Origin of the sequence: Polymorphospora sp. A560 (assembly GCF_045781765.1) — a bacterium.
GTDB classification, from domain to species: domain Bacteria; phylum Actinomycetota; class Actinomycetes; order Mycobacteriales; family Micromonosporaceae; genus Polymorphospora; species Polymorphospora lycopeni.
This window is the reverse complement of record NZ_CP122282.1, coordinates 4,061,419-4,078,098: the sequence shown is the minus strand read 5'-3', so window position 1 is coordinate 4,078,098 and position 16,680 is coordinate 4,061,419. Positions and strand designations below refer to the sequence as shown.

The window sequence follows — 16,680 nt, the reverse complement described above, 5'->3', positions numbered from 1 at the left end:
CGAGCTTCGGGATGTGAGCTGACATGCGCGGCAGGCTCCGCTACGTGCCGTTGGCCCTGCTGGCCCTGGCGGTCGTCGAGGTCGTGGTGTTCGTGTTCGTCGGCCGGGCCATCGGGTTCGGGTGGACGATCCTGATCGGGCTGGCGGCGTCGGTGCTCGGCATGTGGCTGCTGCGCCGGGAGGGGCTGCGCGCCTGGCGCGGGTTCCGGGACGCGGCACAGTCGGGTGCGCCGCCCGGCGAGCAGGTCACCGACGGCGTCGTCGGCCTCGCCGCCGGGCTACTGCTGGCCGCGCCGGGTCTGGTGTCGGGTGCGGCCGGGCTGCTGCTGACGGTGCCGCCGGTACGTCGGCTGACCCGCCGCCGGGTCCAGGGCGCCGCCGAGCGGCGGGTGTCGTCGGCGGTCGCCGGTGACCTGTTCGGGCCCCGCCGGGTGCGGGTGCACCGGGGTGAGCCGGCGCCGGAGCCGGCCGGGCCGACCCTGACCAAGCCGCCGCCCGGTGAGCCGGCTCCGGAGCCGGCCGTGCCGAGCGAGGTCATCGAGGGCGAGATCGTCGAGCCCGGCCCGCCGCGCCGCTGACGACACGCCCGACCGTTTCCGGCCGGCGGTGTCGGCCCGCACGTAGGATCTGCCGGCGATGACGACGATGCGAAACGGGCATACGACGGCGGACGGGGACACCGCGCCGGAGGTGGCGCGGACCGGGCCGGACGGGGAGATCACGGAGACGCGGCCGTGCGCGCACTGCGGGCGGCCGGTGCCGCAGCGGGCCGCGGCCGGGCGGCCGTTCCGGTACTGCCGCGACAACGACGGCGCCTGCCAGCGCGAGTCCCGTAACACCCGGATGCGGCACCGTAACTCGCCGGGCCTGGCCGGTCAGGTCGCCCGGACGTGGGAGGCCGTCGACCGGCTCGACCAGGTCGTCGGCACCCTCACCGAGGCGTTGCACGCCGAACTGTCGCCGGCCGGGGTGGAGCGGCGGCTGGCCGAGGCCGACGCGGCCGCCGCCGCCCGGGTCGCGGCCGCGCACGCCGAACGTGACGAGGCCCGCGCCGACGCCGAATCCGCGGCCCGCGCCGCCGGCCAGGCCCGTGAGCAGGCTTCGGCCGCCGCGGTGGCCCGTGACGAGGCCCGCGCCGACGCCGAACGGGCGCGGGAGCAGGCCGCGCAGGCGATCTCGGCGGCGAAGGCCGCCGTCGTCGAGCGGGACACCGCCCGTGGGCAGGCCAGCGCCGCCGAAGCGCTGCGGGAGCGTGCCGAACAGGACCGCGACACCGTACGCGGCGAGCTGGTCGCCGCCCGCGCCGACGCCGACCGGGCCGGCCGGGAAGTGGCCGGGCTGCGCCGGGACCTGGCCGGTGCGGTCGCCGATCGGGACACCGCCCGCGCCGACGCGCAGCGGGCGACGCAGGCGGCCGCCGACGCGGTCGCGCAGGCCGAACGGTCCCGGGACGAGGCGGCGGCGGCGCGGGCGCGGGCACAGGAGGCGACCCGTGACGCCGAGCAGGCCCGGGCCCGGGCCGGGCAGGCCGACGACGACGCCGCCCGGGCCCGTACGGTCGCCGACGCCGCGGTCCGGGACCGGGACGCGGCCCGCGCCGAACGGGACCGGGTCGCCGGCGAGCTGCGTGCCGCCGCCGCCGATGCCGCGGCGGCCCGCGCCGACGCCGACCAGCTCGCGGTACGGCTGGCCGCGGCGCGCGCCGACGCCGACGCCGCGCAGGCCCGCGCCGGGCAGCTGTCCGGCCAGGTCACCGATCTCGCGGCGGCGCTGGCGGCGCTGGGTGCCGCCAGCCGGCCGTCCGGGGCGCCGCCACCTGTCGACGGGGCGGCGGCCGGCGCCGTACCGTCGGTGTAGGCGCACGCGGTAGCGGGCAGTATCACCCCGGATGACCGGGCGGCCGGTGGCGGGTTCCGGCTATCCTCGGAGCGTTTGTCCGACACCGCCCGGCGGGAATCGCCGGGCTGTCGCAGGTCGTTACATTCAGCGAGAAGGTTGTCAGGTGGCATCCGGCCGACCGGGGCCACCACCGCACCACGTACGGAACACCAGCACCACGACCGAGGGGAAAGCCGATCATGGGCGAGCGCATGCTGCGCGGCAGCCGTCTGGGAGCAGTCAGCTACGAGTCCGACCGCAACACCGAACTCGCTCCGCGCCAGACCCGCGAGTACCTGTGCCTGAAGGGCCACCAGTTCGAGGTGCCGTTCGCCGTCGACGCCGAGGTCCCCACGACCTGGGAGTGCAAGTTCGACGGCAGCGTCGCACGCCTGGTCGACGGCAGCGAGCCGGAGCAGAAGAAGGCCAAGCCGCCGCGTACGCACTGGGACATGCTCCTGGAACGGCGTTCGATCGCCGAACTGGAGGACATCCTGAACGAGCGGCTGGAGGAGGTCCGCGCCCGCCGCGGCGGCCGCTGACCGTGTCTTGTCGAACCGCCCCCGGCAGGCCCGTTCCGGCCTGCCGGGGGCGGTTCGGTGTCGTGGCGCCTACCGAAGGACCAGGTGGTGGAATGTCGACCGGGAACGGCACCGTACGGGGCGTCGGCGTGCTGGCCGCGGCGGTCGTCCTGCTGACCACCGCCTGCGCCGGCCCCGAACCCGCCACCACACCCGGCACACCGGGCACATCCGGCCCCACCGCCACACCCGGCGCCGCCACGACCACCGCCGCCGCCGACGCGCCGGCGGCCGACGCGGCGTTCGCCGACCTCGAAACCACGTACGACGCCCGGCTCGGCGTCCACGCCGTCGACACCGGCTCCGGCCGCACCGTGTCGTACCGGGCCGACGAACGGTTCGCGTACGCGTCGACGTTCAAGGCCCTCGCCGCCGCCGCGGTCCTCGACACGACCACGACCGCGCAACTCGACGCGACCGTCCGCTACACCCGCGCCGACCTCGTCACCCACTCCCCGGTCACGCAACGACACGTCGACACCGGCATGACCCTGCGCGCCCTGTGCGACGCCGCCGTCCGCTACAGCGACAACACCGCCGGGAACCTGCTGCTACGCCACCTCGGCGGCCCCGACGGCTTCGAACGGGCGCTGCGGCGCGTCGGCGACACGACCACCGACGCCGACCGCTGGGAGACCGACCTCAACCAGGCCACCCCCGGCGACCGGCGGGACACCAGCACACCTCGGGCGCTCGCCACGAGCCTGCGGGCGTACGCCGTCGACGACGCCCTGTCCGGCGAGGACCGCGACATCCTCAACGGCTGGCTGGCCGGCAACACCACCGGCGACGAACTGATCCGTGCCGGTGTGCCGGACGGCTGGACCGTCGGCGACAAGACCGGGGCCGGCGGCTACGGCACCCGCAACGACATCGCCGTCCTGCGGCCGCCGGGCCGGGCACCGATCGTCGTCGCCGTGCTGTCCAGCCGTGACCGTAAGGACGCCGGCTACGACAACGCCCTCATCGCCGAGGCCACCCGGATCGTCGTCACCCACCTGCACCCGTGACGCCGGCTACCGCCGCCATACCCGCCTCCATCCGTGCCGACGGCTACCGCCGGTCGCGCAGCGCCGCCGCCCGCCCGGCGGCGGCCGTGACCGCCCGGCGCAGGATTTCCGGATCGACGCCCGGCGCCACCGGGAACACCACGCCACCGGCCGGGTCGGCGGCCACGGTGGGCGGCGGCACCGGCAGCGCCGGCAGCCCGCCCGCGTACGCGGCCACCGCGTCCACCCCGACCGGCCCGTCCGCGGCCGGCTCCGGCGGGGCGGTGGCCGGCGAGCCGGCCGCGCCGCGCCGCCGCAACCCCGCCAACAGTTCGGCCCGCCCCCGGCCCCGCAACAGCAGCAGGACGAACGGGTCGGCGTCCAGCAGCCACGACGCCTGGTAACACAACGCCGCCGCATGCCGGCACGGAAACTCGAAGTCCGCGCAGTCGCACTCCGGCTGCAGATCGCCCAGATCCGGCAGCAGCCGCACCCCGGCGTCGCCGGCCGCCGCCACCAGGTCGTGCGGCACCTCACCGTCCAGCAGCGCCGCCAGGTAGCCGGCACTGCCGGCGACCTCGTCGGCCAGCCGCTCCCAGCCGGCGTCGGCGAGCCGTTCCACGTGGACCACCGTCGTGTACGTCGCCCCGTCGTCGCCGTACACCGGCGCGGCCAGCCGGCCGGGGGAGACCGTGATCGACCCGACGTGCCCGGTGTACGCGTACCGGCGGCCCTTGCGCAGCTGCTCGGCGTCCAGCGCCGTCTCCTCCATCGCCCGTACCCAGGCCCGGCCCCACCACGACGCCGCGAACTGCCGCACCCGGCGGCCGCCGCGCCCGAACGCCGGGAAGCCCCGCACCCGGTCGCCGCTCACCGCAGCACCACCAGCTCGGCCAGCTCCGCGTCGGACAGCTCGGTCAGCGCCGCCGCACCGGAGTGCAGCACCGCGTCGGCCAGTTCCCGCTTCGCCGACAGCATCGCGGCGATCCGGTCCTCGACGGTGCCCTCGGCGACCAGCCGGTGCACCTGCACCGGCCGGGTCTGCCCGATCCGGTACGCCCGGTCGGTCGCCTGGTCCTCGACCGCCGGATTCCACCACCGGTCGAAGTGGACGACATGATCGGCCCGGGTCAGGTTCAGCCCCGTCCCGGCCGCCTTCAACGACAGCACGAACACCGGCACCGCACCGGCCTGGAACCGGTCCACCAACTCCTGCCGGCGCGGCAACGACGTGCCGCCGTGCAGCAGTTCGCCCCCGAACCCGCGCCCGCGCAGATGCCGGCGCAGCAGTCGCCCCATCGCCACGTACTGGGTGAAGACCAGCACCGCGCCGCCACCGGCCACGATCGCGTCGACCAGCTCGTCGAGGAGTTCCAGCTTCCCCGACCGGCCGGCCAGGACCGGCTCGTCCTCCTTCAGGTACTGCGCCGGGTGGTTGCAGATCTGCTTCAACGCGGTCAGCAGCGACACCACCGCACCCCGGCGGGCCATCCCGGCCGTATCCGGCAGCCGCGCCAACGCCTCACGGACCACCGCCTCGTACAGCGCCACCTGCTCCACCGACAACGCCACCGGCCGGTCGGTCTGCGTCTTCGCCGGCAACTCCGGCACCACGTCCGGATCCGACTTGCGCCGCCGCAGCAGGAACGGGCCCACCAGCCGCGCCAGACCGCGCGCCGCGGCCTCGTCGCCGGACTCCACCGGATCGGCCCACCGCCGCCGGAACACCGTACGGGGACCCAGCAGCCCCGGCGTCGCCCAGTCCAGGATCGCCCACAACTCGTCCAGGTTGTTCTCCACCGGGGTACCCGTCAACGCCACCCGTGCCCCCGCGCCGCCGGCGACCAGCCGCAGCGCCCGGGCCGACAGCGAGCCGGCGTTCTTGACGTGCTGTGCCTCGTCGGCGACGACCAGCGCCCACCCGAACCGTGCCAGCCGGGCCGCGTCCAGCCGCATCGTCGCGTACGTCGTCAGCACGAACCCGCCCGTCACCGCGTCCAGCGACCGGTCGGGGCCGTGGAACCGCGACACCTCGATCCCCGGCGCGAACCGGCGCACCTCCCGCTCCCAGTTTCCGAGCAGCGTCGCCGGGCACACCACCAGCGTCGGGCCCGCCGTCGCCGGATCGGCCTGCCGGTGCAGGTGCAGCGCGATCAACGTGACGGTCTTGCCCAGTCCCATGTCGTCGGCCAGGCACGCCCCCAGCCCCAGTGACGTCATCCGGACCAGCCACCGCAGTCCACGCACCTGGTAGTCGCGCAACGTCGCCGTCAGCCCGGCCGGTACGGCGACGCCGGCATCCGGCCCGGCACCGTCCGGGGTGGCGCTGTCCGGGGTGGCGAGCCGCTCCCGCAGCCGCGCCAGCCAGCCGTCGGCGACCACCTCGACCGGCTCCCCGCCGACCACCGTCGAACCCGACAGCACCGCCGCCAGCCCGTCCACCGCCGCCACCGCCGGCAACGACCCTTCCCGCGCCCGCGCCACCACCTCCGGAGCCACCAGCACCCACCGGTCCCGTAGCCGCACCACCGGTCGCCGGGCCGCCGCCAGCACCTCCAGTTCGGCCGCCGTCAGCGGCTCGCCCCGTAGCGCCACCTGCCAGTCGAACGACAGCAGCGCACCGGCACCGAACACCCGGCCACCGGCCGCTCCCGAACCGCCGGAGCCCGCACCGACCAGGGCCCGTACGGACACGTCGCGCTCCACCTCCCGCGGCCAGTGCACCGCGACCCCGGCCGCCGCCAGCCGGCGCGCCGCACCGTCGACCAGTTCGGCCACCTCGTCGTCGCCGAGCACCATCCGGTCCGGTACCGGCCCCGACAGCAGCCGCCGTAGCGGCTCCCACACCCGCGCCGCCCGCCGTACCGCCAGCACCACGTCCTGCGGCGCCCGTGCGTCGAGCCCGGCGGCCGCCCCCGCCCACACCGGCGCCACGTCGGCGACCAGCCCCGGATCGGCCAGCCCGTGCACCTGGACCACCGCCTGCCACGGGCCGGCCGCCGGATCACCGCCGGGCACCTCCAGCCGCAGCGACACCCGTACCCCGGCGTCGACGCCGGCGGCCAGTTCGGCCGCCCAGTCCCGCAGCCCGTCGACCCGCCGCGGCGCCCGGCCGGCGTACGCGGTCCCGTCCGCGTCCCGGTCGCGCGGCAGGTCGTCGGCGACCGCGTCCAGGAACGCCCGCAGCAGCGGGTACGCCGCCGGCAGCCGGACCCCGCCGGCGGCCGGCACCGGTACGGCGCGTGCCCAGCCGGGCATCGCCGCACCCAGCGCACCGATGCGTCCGACGTCGTCGGCGTCGAGCGGGCCGACCCGCCACGCGTCGAAGCCGGCGGGGGAGACCCCGGGTAGCAGCCGCCCCCGCGCCACCAGGTGCAACGCCACGTCGGCGGCCGCCGACCAGAACGCGGCCGCCGGGTGCGCGTCGGCCTGCGCACCCGCCTCGGCGAGCAGGGGCAGCGCCGTGCCGACCGGTAGCCGGCGGGCGGCGACCGTCGACACGGTGACGCCGGCACCGTCGGGGACGGCCACGGTCAGCTCACCGCCGTCGCCGGGTACGTCGTCGGGCGGCGGGCCGCCGTCGGGTGACCAGAACGCCAGCCGGCCGGCCCGCGGCGGGTCCGCCGGCTCGAAGACCACCGCGCACCGCCGCCACATCGTCGTCACGCCCGCCCCCGGATCCGTCAACCAAACTCAGTACGCCGTACGGAGTCCGACTATTGTAGCCACGCCAGCGGGACGGCCTCCCGGGGCCGCCTCCTCCACCGGGTTGACCTTCACGCCGCTCGAAGCCCCACGATGGGCGGCGTGAGGGAACAAGACGACCGGATGACGATCGGGGCGTTCGCCCGGGCCACCGACGTCACCACGAGCGCACTACGGTTCTACGACGACTGCGGCCTCGTCCGCCCCGACGCCGTCGACCCGGTCACCGGATACCGGTACTACTCACCCGACCAGATCGACGAGGTCGTCCTGATCCGCCAACTACGGCAGGCGGGACTGCCCCTGGAAGACGTACGACGACTACTCACCGGCCCGGCCGAAGCGGCCGAGGAACTCCTGGCCGCCCACCTGCGCACGCTGGAACGCACCGTCGAGGCCGCCCGCGCCACCGCCACCACCGCGCTGACCCTGATCCGCGACCGTACGGGCGACGTCGTCACCGTCCCCGGCCGAACACTGGCCCACGCGATCGGGCAGGTCGCCCCGGCCGCCGACACCACCGGCGAGATCCCCGTGCTCGGCGGAGTCCTGATCGAGACGGCGGCGGGAGAACTCCGCCTGGTCGCCACCGACCGGTACCGGCTGGCGACCAGGTCGATAACCGTCAGAGGCCGCCGAGAGCCCGCAGCGGCGGTCGTCGCGGCCCCGCACCTCGAAGACGCACGCCCGTGGATCGGCGAGCAGGCCAGCGTACGGCTGCGGCTCGCCGACTCCCACGTCCGGCTCGACGGGCCGGACGGCGAACGGCTGCTACCGACGATCGACAGCACCTACCCGTCCTACCGGGTCGTCCTCGACGACCCGCCCGAACCCCTGACCCGGGTCGTCGCCCCCCGAGGGCGGCTCCTGGCCGCCCTCGGCGACGACCCGCGAGCCCGCCTCGACCTCCTCGTCGGCGACGGCCTGACCATCACGTCGTCCGCCCACGACCGGCCGTCCGTCACGGTCCCCGCCGACACCACCGGTGAACCGGTGGCGATCAGCTTCCGGTTCACCACGCTGCATCCGGCCCTGTCGGCCAGCGTCGGCCCCGACGTGATGCTCCAGATCACCCGACCCCACCGGCCCGTCGTCGTCCGCTCGGCCGACGACGGCGACTTCACCACCCTGGCCATGCCGGTCAAGGCAACCACCCCGCCCGCACCACAAGGAGAACCGTGAACCAGCCGGCGCAGACCATGCCCGACGCGACCATGACGAGCATCGCCGCCGCCGTGGAACTCGGCCGATCAGGACAGAAGGTCCAGGCCCGCGACACCCTCACCGCCCTGTGGGACCAGATCGGCGCCACCGGCGACGCCCTCCACCGCTGCACCCTCGCGCACCACCTCGCCGACCTGCAGGACACCACCGAAGCCGAACTGCGGTGGGACGAACGCGCCCTGGCGGCCGTCGCCGACCTCACCGACGAACGCGCGAAGCGGTACCACTCCTCGCTCCACGTCCAGGGCTTCCTGCCGTCACTGCACCTCAGCCTCGCCGACGACCACCGGCGCCTGGGCAACACCGCCCTCGCCCGCGAGCACCTGACCACCGCCCGGAGCCTCGTCGAACACCTGCCCGACGACCCGTACGGCGACACGATCCGCGGGGGCATCCAGCACGTCACCCGGGCCCTGGCGGCGGGGTCGACGCACCGCCTCGCATCCCACCCGTCCTCGAACGGCTGACCGCCCAGGGCAGCCGATCCGGCGCGCCGGGTCGGGACGAATCCCGACCGGCGCGCCACCGCACACCCTCCGGATCAGCCGAGATGCCGGGCGAAGAACCGTACGCCGCTGTCCACCTCGAATGCCGGGACCTCGCCGTGCCCGCCCGGATTGGCGTGCAACGTCTTCTCCGCCGAACCGAAGGCGTCGAACAGCGCCAGCCCCTGCGCCCGCGGCACCCGCTCGTCGTCCCACTGCAACAGGAACTCCACCGGCACGGTGACCCGCGCGGCGACCTCGGCCGATGCCAGCGCCCCGCCCAGGCCCAGCACCGCCGCACGGACCCGGGGCTCGGCGGCGACGAACGGAACACCGAGCCCGCACCCCAGCGACACACCCCAGTAGCCGACCGGGCCGGCACCGACCCGGTCGAGATCCTGGACCGCGTCCAGAACCGCCCGCCACTCGGGAACGGTCTGCCGGGCCACCAGGGCCTGGAACCGCGCGATCAGCGGAGCCAGCTCCGCCCCGGCGGCCACCCGGGCCTGGTTCGCGGTCGCGATCCGGTCGTACTCGGGGTCCTTCGGCCGGTCACCGTGACCGGGCACGTCGACCGCCACCACCGCGAAACCGTACCCGACCACGAAGCGGCGCGCCCGGGCCACGATGCCGGGCGCCTTCTTGTGCTGGCCGCCGCCGTGTCCCATCAGGACCAGGGGACGGGGGCCGGTGGCGCCGTCCGGCGTCCACAGCACGCCAGGAATCTCGCCGAGGGTGAACAGCTGTTCACGGACGCCGTCCGACGACGTCTCGAAGGTGAAGCGCACAGGGTGTCGAGCCTTTCGGGATGCCTTGTGCGGGCACTCCCTAGACCATGCGGGGGAGGGAGTCCCGACCTGTCACAGCGTTGATCGGTCTCACCTCCTCGACTCACAGCGGCGCACGGCGTCGCCGAAACCATCACGACGACACCGCCCGGCCGTCAGGGCTCGGTGGCCCGCCGGGCGCGCAGAGCCCGCAGTTTGTGGCGGTTGCCGCAGCGTTCCATCGCGCACCACCGCCGGGCGCCGGGACGGGAGGAGTCGACGAACACCAGCGGGCAGTTGTCGCCGGCACACACGCGGAAACGCTCGGACAGCGGCCCGGACAGCAGGCCGATCATCTCCCGCGCCAGCGTCGAGAGCGCCTGCACGGCCCCCACCGGCGTCGCCCATCGCGCCGTCGTGCCGTCGGCGGCGAGTTCGGGCACCAGCGACGCCGCGGCCGCGGCGTGGTTGATCACGTCGACCGCGCCGCAGGGGAGGGCGCGCCGTGCCGCCCGGGCGTGTGCCGCCTCCCAGATCGCCTGGCGCAGGGCCTTGGCCGCGGTCAGCTCGCCGGCCGTCGCAGGAACCGTCAGGATCGCGGCCAGCGGCGGCTGGGACAGCCATTCGGCCAGATCGGCCGGCTCGTGGAGGGTCTCGAACACCGCATACCGGCCCTCGCCGCCGGTGTGGGCGAAGTCCAGGCAGAGCGCTCCGGCGTCGAACCAGAACGACCCTCCCTTGGGGTCGTGCAGCACCCGTCCGGTTGCGTCCGCTCGCATGAAACCACTATAACTGGTGTCGTACCCGTAACCGCTATAACCGGTGTCATGATCAGGAGGCAGACATGGCCGTACGACACATCAACCCCGCGGGACTGCACCGCAGCCCCGCCTTCAGCCAGGCCGTCGTGGTCGAACAACCCGCCAAGACCATCTACATCGGCGGACAGAACGGCGTCGACGCCGCCGGCAAGATAGTCGGCCCCACCGTCGGGGAGCAGGCCACACAGGCACTCCGCAACCTCGCGACCATCCTCGAAAGCGAGGGAGCGAGCCTCGCCAACATCGTGCACTGGACCATCGCCGTAGCGGACGGCCACGCGATCAACGACGGATTCGCCGCCTTCCAACAGGCGTGGAACCCGGCCGACCCGCCGCCCGCCATCACCGTCCACGTCGTCGCCGGCCTGGGCCCCGGCTTCCTCGTCGAAATCGGCGCCGTCGCCGTCGTCTGACCCGCCCAGGGGACAGCCCTTCATGACCCCGACGGCACCACCGACGCCAGCAACCGACCCAACGACTGGTTCGTCCGGTTGGCCCGCACCGCCGCCCGCTGCTGACCCGCCGTCACGTCGATGTAGTTCTGACTCGTCGTAAGACTCGCATGCCCCAACAACCGCATGATCTCCGACGCGCTCGCCCCGTCCTCCGCCAACCGCGTCGCGAACGTGTGCCGCAACGCGTGCAACTGCGCACCCGCCGGCACCCGATCCGTGATCCCCGCCCGCCGGTAACACGACTCCACCAGATACTGCAGCCCACCGCGCCGCAACGGCTCACCGTGCCGATCCACCAGCAACACCGACGTACGCCCCACCGACCGCGCCCCGAACCGCCGCACCCGGCTCTCCAGGTACGCCGACACCACCGCGTCCAACTCCGGCTCCACCGGCACCACCCGCGCCCGGCCGCCCTTGCCCGCCACCTCGACCCGCCGCTCGCCGGGCCGGCCCGCCAGCGACCCGACCCGCAACGCCAGCAGTTCCGACAGCCGCAGCCCGGCACACAACGCCAGCGCGATCACCGCCATGTCCCGCTCCGGCCACGGATGCCGCTGCCGCCGGTCGTCGTCGCGCGCCACCGCCTCCAGCAGCCGCTCCGGCGTCTCCTCGCCCCGCAGCGGCTTGGGCAGCGCCGGGGGAGCGGACGGCTTCCCGACCGCCGGCATCGGGTTGCCGGCCACCACCGCGTCCGCGACCAGGAACGTGAAGAACGTGTTCCACGTCGACCAGGCCCGGTAGACCGAGGCGACCGCGCGCGGGGCGGCGAACCGGGCGAACGCGGACCGCAGCGTACGGGCGGTCAGCGCCGAGATCGGCAGGCTGGCCAGGGGGAGGGGAGTGTCGGGATCCTCGGCGACCAGACGGGCGACCGACAGCAGGTCGCGCCGGTACGCCTCCAGGGTGTGCGGTGACGGCTTGCGCGCCGCCCGCGCCGTCAGGAATTCCTCGATGAGGACCACTACCCGCTGTTCGCCGGTTTCGTCCTGTTTGTCATGCATAAGGAATATTATGCAGCATTCACCGCTTCTTGAGAACCGGCCAGCCGCTCGGGGGACGCCTCACTCATCTCCGCCGACGGGTGGCCCCGCGTTGATGCCCGATCGCGCCCCGCGGGCCGCGCACCACGCGCTGTGCCCTTGCTGCGCCGCACGTGCCGACCGACGGGGCCGCCGACCCGTACTGGCCGCCGCGATCAAGGAGAAAGCATGCCCGACTCGTACACCTATGCGAAAACACAACTCCTTGATCAACGCGCCCCGGGAGCGGGTGCCCGGCCGATCTCCGGGCCCCCGATAATGCTCTGGTTGACATAATGTACATTATCGAACATTCAGATCAGGGGTGGGACCGCGCTCAGGCGGCCCTTCCCGCCTTCCCTGAACGTGCGCGCCCAGCCGGCCCGGCGGTCCCGCTCGGGTACGCCCGCACTCACGCCCTGTCCGGCAGCCGGCCGGCACGCCTCGTCGTACCGAACCGGCGTCCCACCGCCGTTCCCGGCGTGACGCTCTCCTCTCGTGGCGGTCGAGCGTCACGCCAACCCCGTCTCCTCCGCCTGCGTCGGCGGTGGACTCCCGACGTACGCCGCCAGATGCTCGCCGGTGACGGTGGAACGGGCGGCGACAAGATCCGCGGGCGGGCCCTCGAAGACGATCCGGCCGCCGTCGTGGCCGGCCCCCGGCCCCAGGTCGATGATCCAGTCGGCGTGCGCCATGACCGCCTGGTGGTGCTCGATGACGATGACCGACTTACCGGCGTCGACGAGCCGGTCGAGCAGGCCGAGCAACTGCTCGACGTCGGCGAGGTGCAGGCCGGTGGTCGGCTCGTCGAGGACGTACACGCCGGCCTTGTCGCCCATGTGGGTCGCCAGCTTGAGCCGTTGCCGTTCGCCGCCGGACAGTGTCGTGAGCGGCTGGCCGAGGCTCAGGTAACCGAGCCCGACGTCGGCGAGCCGTTCGAGGATCTTGTGTGCGGCGGGTGTGTGCGCCTCGCCGGCGCCGAAGAACTTCTCGGCGTCGGTCACCGACATCGCCAGGACCTCGCTGATGTCGCGGCCGCCCAGGTGGTACTTCAGCACCGACGCGTCGAACCGCTTTCCCTCGCACTCCTCACAGGTGCTGGCGACGGTGGCCATGATGCCCAGGTCGGTGTAGATGACGCCGGCGCCGTTGCAGACCGGGCAGGCGCCCTCGGAGTTGGCGCTGAACAGGGCGGGCTTGACGCCGTTGACCTTCGCGAACGCCTTGCGGATCGGGTCGAGCAGTCCGGTGTACGTCGCCGGGTTGCTGCGTCGCGAGCCGCGGATCGGGGCCTGGTCGACCGACACGACGGCGTCGCGGCCGGCGACCGAGCCGTGGATCAGTGAGCTCTTTCCCGAGCCGGCGACGCCGGTGACGACGACGAGCACGCCGAGCGGGATGTCGACGTCGACGTCGCGGAGGTTGTGGGTGCTGGCGCCGCGTACCTCGAGCGCTCCGGACGGTGTCCGTACCGAGGGTTTGAGGCTGGCCCGGTCGTCCAGGTGCCGTCCGGTGAGGGTGCCGCTGGCGCGTAGGGCGTCGATGGTGCCTTCGAAGACCACTTCCCCACCGGCGGTGCCGGCGCCGGGGCCGAGGTCGACGATGTGGTCGGCGATCGCGATCGTCTCGGGTTTGTGTTCGACGACGAGGACGGTGTTGCCCTTGTCGCGCAGTTGCCGCAGCAGTTCGTTCATCCGCTGGATGTCGTGCGGGTGCAGGCCGATGGTGGGTTCGTCGAAGACGTAGGTGACGTCGGTGAGCGAGGAGCCGAGGTGGCGGATCATCTTGGTGCGCTGTGCCTCGCCGCCGGACAGGGTGCCCGAGGGCCGGTCGAGGCTGAGGTAGCCGAGTCCGATCTCGACGAAGGAGTCGAGGGTGTGCCGTAGCTTCGCCAGCAGTGGCGCGACCGACGGTTCGTCGAGGTCGCGGACCCAGGTGGCGAGGTCGCTGATCTGCATCGCGCAGGCGTCGGCGATGTTGATCCCCTTGATCTTGGAGGATCGGGCGCCTTCGTTGAGGCGGGTGCCGCCGCATTCGGGGCAGGTGGTGAAGACGACGGCGCGTTCGACGAAGGCGCGGATGTGCGGCTGCATGGCGTCGACGTCCTTGGCCAGGAACGACTTCTGGATCTGTGGGATCAGTCCGAGGTAGGTCAGGTTGACTCCCTCGACCTTGAGTTTGGTCGGCTCCTTGTGGAGCAGGTCGTGCAGTTCCTTCTTGGTGTACTTGCGGATCGGCTTGTCGGGGTCGAGGAAGCCGCAGCCGCGGTAGATGCGGCCGTACCAGCCGTCCATGCTGTAGCCGGGTACGGTCAGCGCGCCCTCGTTGAGGGATTTGGTGTCGTCGTAGAGGGCGGCGAGGTTGAAGTCGTTGACGGCTCCCCGGCCCTCGCAGCGGGGGCACATGCCGCCGGTGATGCTGAAGCTGCGTCGTTCCTTGGTGGTGGTGGTGCCGCCGCGTTCGACGGTGACGGCTCCGGCGCCGGAGATGGAGGCGACGTTGAAGGAGTAGGCCTGGGGTGAGCCGATGTGTGGCTTGGCGAGGCGGCTGAACAGGATGCGGAGCATGGCGTTGGCGTCGGTGGCGGTGCCGACGGTGGAGCGTGGGTCGCTGCCCATCCGTTCCTGGTCGACGATGATCGCGGTGGTCAGTCCGTCGAGTACGTCGACGTCGGGTCGGGCCATGGTCGGCATGAAGCCCTGGACGAAGGCGCTGTAGGTTTCGTTGATCATCCGCTGTGATTCGGCGGCGATGGTGCCGAAGACCAGGGAGCTCTTGCCGGAGCCGGAGACGCCGGTGAAGACGGTGAGTCGGCGCTTGGGGATGTCGACGCTGATGTCCTTGAGGTTGTTCTCGCGGGCGCCGTGTACGCGGATCAGGTCGTGGCTGTCGGCGATGTGTGGCGCGGGCGGCTGCGTCGTCGTGGCCTTGCTCATCGTGTCTCCATCTGTCGGGCGGGGCCGCGGTGCGGCGTCGCCTGGTGCGTGGCGGGCCGGTCTCCCCGCTCCCCCGCCCGGCGCCGGTGTTCGGTGTCGTGGCGGCGCCGGGCGGGGGTCGGCGGTCATCGGTCGTTTCGTGGGTTCAGCCGAGTTCCTGGATGCGGACCATGTTGCCGGCGGGGTCGCGGAAGGCGCAGTCGCGGATTCCGTACGGCTGCTGGGTCGGCTCCTGGACGACCTCGGCGTCGCTGGCCTGGAGGCGTTCGAAGGTGCTGTCGAGGTCGTGGGTGGCCAGGACGACGCTGGCGTAGGTGCCTTTGGCCATCATCTCGGTGATGGTGCGGCGTTCGTCGTCGGTGATGCCGGGGTCGGCGGCCGGCGGGTGCAGGACGATGGAGGTGCCGGGCTGGTTGGTGGGGCCGACGGTGATCCAGCGCATTCCGCTGTAGCCGACGTCGTTGCGGACCTCGAAGCCGAGGGCGTCGCGGTAGAAGGCGAGGGCGGCGTCGGGGTCGGTCTGCGGCAGGAAGGTGTGGTGAATGGTGATGTCCATGCCGGTCACGCTAGTTGTGGCCGTTGCCTGCTGCTTCTCGATTCCTGATCGGTCTGGTCACCTGTTTGGCGACGCATGACGGGATTCCCGCGGTGGCGTGTCCGGCCTGGCGGCGGTAGACGCTGGGCGGGACGCCGACGAGTTCGGTGAAGCGGGTGCTGAAGGTGCCCAGTGAGGCGCAGCCGACGGTGAAGCAGACCTCGGTGACGCTGAGGTCGCCGCGGCGGAGCAGGGCCATGGCGCGTTCGATGCGTCGGGTCATCAGGTAGGAGTAGGGCGACTCGCCGTAGGCGAGCCGGAACTGGCGGCTGAGGTGTCCGGCGGACATGTTCACGCCGCGGGCGAGGGCCTCGACGTCCAGCGGCCGGGCGTACTCCCGGTCGATCCGGTCCCGGACGCGGCGCAGGCGGGCGAGGTCGCGCAGGTGCTGCGTCGTGGCGGAGTTGCTGGTCACGTGCGTGATGGTGCCATGGCGGTGGTGGGGTTGCCCAGCGTGGTCGGGGTGGTTCGGCCGGCTTTCTCCCACTGGTGGCCGGGCGTCACAGGGGCACCTTTGGTGTCGTGGCGGGTGGCCTGGCTGCCCGTACCCGATGATTTGGCCGAGAGGGCATGGGGGTCGTCTTTTCGGTGGCGTCGTGGTCGGGTGATGTATCGACGGTGGGCCTCGGGGGCGCCGTTGTTTCGGTGGTGCACACACCGTCCGTTCCGTTTTGGCTTTGCTGGGCGCTTGCGGCCCGGCTTCGCCCGGGTGCGGCGAACGCGAGTGCGATAGATCGCAGCGCGATAACCGGGTCTTGGCACGGCGGAGGGCGGCCAGTACGGTCGGGAAATCCGTTCCGGTTGTTGGGTCATCATCCGATGGCGCCGGAGCGGATCCGCTTAGTCGTATTCGTACGAGCCGGGGACCCAAGCAATCGGGGTGAATCCGTGGGCCGATGCCTGCGGTAGGGCGACCTTTCCCGCCCGAATCCGTCAGCTAACCCGGTAGGCGGTTGTGGAAGGAGACGACTGTTCGTGCGGTACCGAGCGTGCCTGGTTGGCACATCCCCCATTTCCCTGTCGTGCGGCCGTTTGTCGCGTGGACCGACGATCCTGGCTGTTTGCTGACGCCGGATCACTGATCACGACACCAGATCGGTTCGGAATCGACTGAGCCGGCCGTTGCCGGCTGTCCTTTTCCTGTTTCGCGTCTCCCGTTGTGGCGGCGGTGCCGTCTGCGGCCCGCCGTCGGTTTTGCGGGTCCTGTCCCGGGTGGGTCGCG

15 protein-coding genes and 1 riboswitch are annotated in these 16,680 nt (G+C 73.1%); of the genes, 7 read left to right on the top strand and 8 right to left on the bottom strand.

The genetic code is table 11. The annotated features are described in order from the left end of the window. Positions 1-23 precede the first annotated feature (23 nt). The 4 genes from QCD66_RS18200 to bla all read left to right on the top strand — a co-directional run bounded on the left by QCD66_RS18200 (position 24) and on the right by bla (position 3,469). A complete protein-coding gene (locus QCD66_RS18200; RefSeq protein WP_375736496.1) occupies positions 24-578 on the top strand; it encodes an FxsA family protein in 555 nt (184 codons plus the stop codon). 67 nt (positions 579-645) lie between these two features. Next, positions 646-1,857 carry a hypothetical protein gene (locus QCD66_RS18195; RefSeq protein ID WP_407567252.1) on the top strand — a complete coding sequence of 404 codons (1,212 nt, stop codon included), beginning with the start codon at positions 646-648 and terminating at the stop codon, positions 1,855-1,857. Between the two features lie 221 nt (positions 1,858-2,078). Beyond that, positions 2,079-2,420: an RNA polymerase-binding protein RbpA gene (locus tag QCD66_RS18190; protein ID WP_357540311.1), complete on the top strand. Its 342-nt coding sequence runs from the start codon at positions 2,079-2,081 to the stop codon at positions 2,418-2,420. Positions 2,421-2,512: 92 nt separating this feature from the next. Next, positions 2,513-3,469: a class A beta-lactamase gene (gene bla / locus QCD66_RS18185; protein ID WP_375737329.1), complete on the top strand. Its 957-nt coding sequence runs from the start codon at positions 2,513-2,515 to the stop codon at positions 3,467-3,469. Between the two features lie 43 nt (positions 3,470-3,512). Here bla and QCD66_RS18180 read toward each other — a convergent pair whose 3' ends face one another. After that, positions 3,513-4,322, bottom strand: coding sequence for an SWIM zinc finger family protein (locus QCD66_RS18180; RefSeq protein ID WP_407567226.1), 810 nt, complete (start codon positions 4,320-4,322; stop codon positions 3,513-3,515). Then, complete coding sequence (locus QCD66_RS18175; RefSeq protein WP_375736345.1) at positions 4,319-7,105, bottom strand: DEAD/DEAH box helicase; 2,787 nt, start codon at positions 7,103-7,105, stop codon at positions 4,319-4,321. Before QCD66_RS18175 ends, QCD66_RS18180 begins: the two co-directional genes overlap by 4 nt. 141 nt (positions 7,106-7,246) lie before the next feature. Here QCD66_RS18175 and QCD66_RS18170 point away from each other — a divergent pair, with 141 nt between their 5' ends. Both QCD66_RS18170 and QCD66_RS18165 read left to right on the top strand, forming a co-directional pair. Further along, positions 7,247-8,335: a MerR family transcriptional regulator gene (locus QCD66_RS18170; RefSeq protein WP_375736331.1), complete on the top strand. Its 1,089-nt coding sequence runs from the start codon at positions 7,247-7,249 to the stop codon at positions 8,333-8,335. Positions 8,336-8,352: 17 nt separating this feature from the next. Continuing rightward, positions 8,353-8,844 (top strand): hypothetical protein, encoded by a 492-nt coding sequence (locus QCD66_RS18165; RefSeq protein WP_375736346.1) that lies wholly within the window; start codon positions 8,353-8,355, stop codon positions 8,842-8,844. 74 nt (positions 8,845-8,918) lie between these two features. Here QCD66_RS18165 and QCD66_RS18160 read toward each other — a convergent pair whose 3' ends face one another. Beyond that, on the bottom strand, positions 8,919-9,650 hold the full coding sequence (locus QCD66_RS18160) for a dienelactone hydrolase family protein (protein ID WP_375736332.1): 732 nt from the start codon (positions 9,648-9,650) through the stop codon (positions 8,919-8,921). A 155-nt stretch (positions 9,651-9,805) separates the two neighbouring features. Further along, positions 9,806-10,408, bottom strand: coding sequence for a CGNR zinc finger domain-containing protein (locus QCD66_RS18155; protein WP_375736333.1), 603 nt, complete (start codon positions 10,406-10,408; stop codon positions 9,806-9,808). Positions 10,409-10,473: 65 nt separating this feature from the next. On the opposite strand from QCD66_RS18155, the gene QCD66_RS18150 reads away from it, so the two are divergent. Then, complete coding sequence (locus QCD66_RS18150) at positions 10,474-10,863, top strand: RidA family protein (RefSeq protein WP_375736334.1); 390 nt, start codon at positions 10,474-10,476, stop codon at positions 10,861-10,863. 20 nt (positions 10,864-10,883) lie between these two features. Here QCD66_RS18150 and QCD66_RS18145 read toward each other — a convergent pair whose 3' ends face one another. The 4 genes from QCD66_RS18145 to QCD66_RS18130 form a co-directional block, all read right to left on the bottom strand. After that, positions 10,884-11,909: a tyrosine-type recombinase/integrase gene (locus QCD66_RS18145; RefSeq protein ID WP_357540326.1), complete on the bottom strand. Its 1,026-nt coding sequence runs from the start codon at positions 11,907-11,909 to the stop codon at positions 10,884-10,886. Positions 11,910-12,439: 530 nt separating this feature from the next. Continuing rightward, the gene (locus QCD66_RS18140; RefSeq protein ID WP_375736335.1) at positions 12,440-14,863 is read right to left on the bottom strand and encodes an ATP-binding cassette domain-containing protein; all 2,424 of its coding nucleotides are present in this window, start codon (positions 14,861-14,863) and stop codon (positions 12,440-12,442) included. Positions 14,864-15,008: 145 nt separating this feature from the next. Further along, positions 15,009-15,419 (bottom strand): VOC family protein, encoded by a 411-nt coding sequence (locus tag QCD66_RS18135; RefSeq protein ID WP_357540330.1) that lies wholly within the window; start codon positions 15,417-15,419, stop codon positions 15,009-15,011. A 10-nt stretch (positions 15,420-15,429) separates the two neighbouring features. After that, a complete protein-coding gene (locus QCD66_RS18130) occupies positions 15,430-15,873 on the bottom strand; it encodes a helix-turn-helix transcriptional regulator (RefSeq protein WP_375736336.1) in 444 nt (147 codons plus the stop codon). Positions 15,874-16,285: 412 nt separating this feature from the next. Beyond that, a riboswitch (cyclic di-AMP (ydaO/yuaA leader) is annotated at positions 16,286-16,425 on the top strand. Positions 16,426-16,680 lie beyond the last annotated feature (255 nt).